The organism is Streptomyces tateyamensis (genome assembly GCF_003205575.1).
In the GTDB taxonomy this organism is placed as follows: domain Bacteria; phylum Actinomycetota; class Actinomycetes; order Streptomycetales; family Streptomycetaceae; genus Kitasatospora; species Kitasatospora tateyamensis.
This window is the reverse complement of sequence record NZ_PYBW01000415.1, coordinates 1-494: the sequence shown is the minus strand read 5'-3', so window position 1 is coordinate 494 and position 494 is coordinate 1. Positions and strand designations below refer to the sequence as shown.

Annotated in this window: 1 protein-coding gene; it reads left to right on the top strand. The window is 78.3% G+C overall.

The window, feature by feature from the left end:
* Positions 1-181: 181 nt before the first annotated feature.
* Positions 182-494 (top strand): HPP family protein (locus tag C7C46_RS34005; RefSeq protein ID WP_342775470.1); only part of this gene is annotated, 313 nt, incomplete at its 3' end.

The following is a 494-nucleotide window of genomic DNA, read 5'->3' as shown; positions in this document are numbered from 1 at the left end:
GCGTAAAGCCGCTTTGCCTGCGAGGCAAGGCGCTCCCCGGGGGGCCAGGCCCGCGGTCAGGGTGGGAGTACCGCTTCCCCGACGGCGAAACCGGAGTCCCGCATGCCCGGCGCCCCCTGCCTCCACCCGCTGCCCGCCCTGCGGGCCGCCGCCTTCTCGAGCGGCGCGGTGTCTGCTGTTGGTGGGTGCGTTGGTGGTGGTGCGCCAGCGGCGGGTGCGCCCGCCGCTGGCCGCCAGCGCCGCCCTGGTGCACGGCGCCCCCGCACTGCCGATCTCGCAGCCGCGCAACCTGGTCGGCGGGCAACTGCTGTCCGCGGTCACCGGCTACGCGGTGCTGGCGGTCACCGGGCGCGGCCCGTGGGGCGCCGCCTTGGCCGGCGGCCTCGCGCTGGGCGCGATGCTGCTGGCCCGGGTCCCGCACTCGCCGGCCGCCGCCACCGCGGTGATCGTGGTGCTGCAGGCCCCGCCGGCGGTGCGCTTCCTGCCGCTGCTGG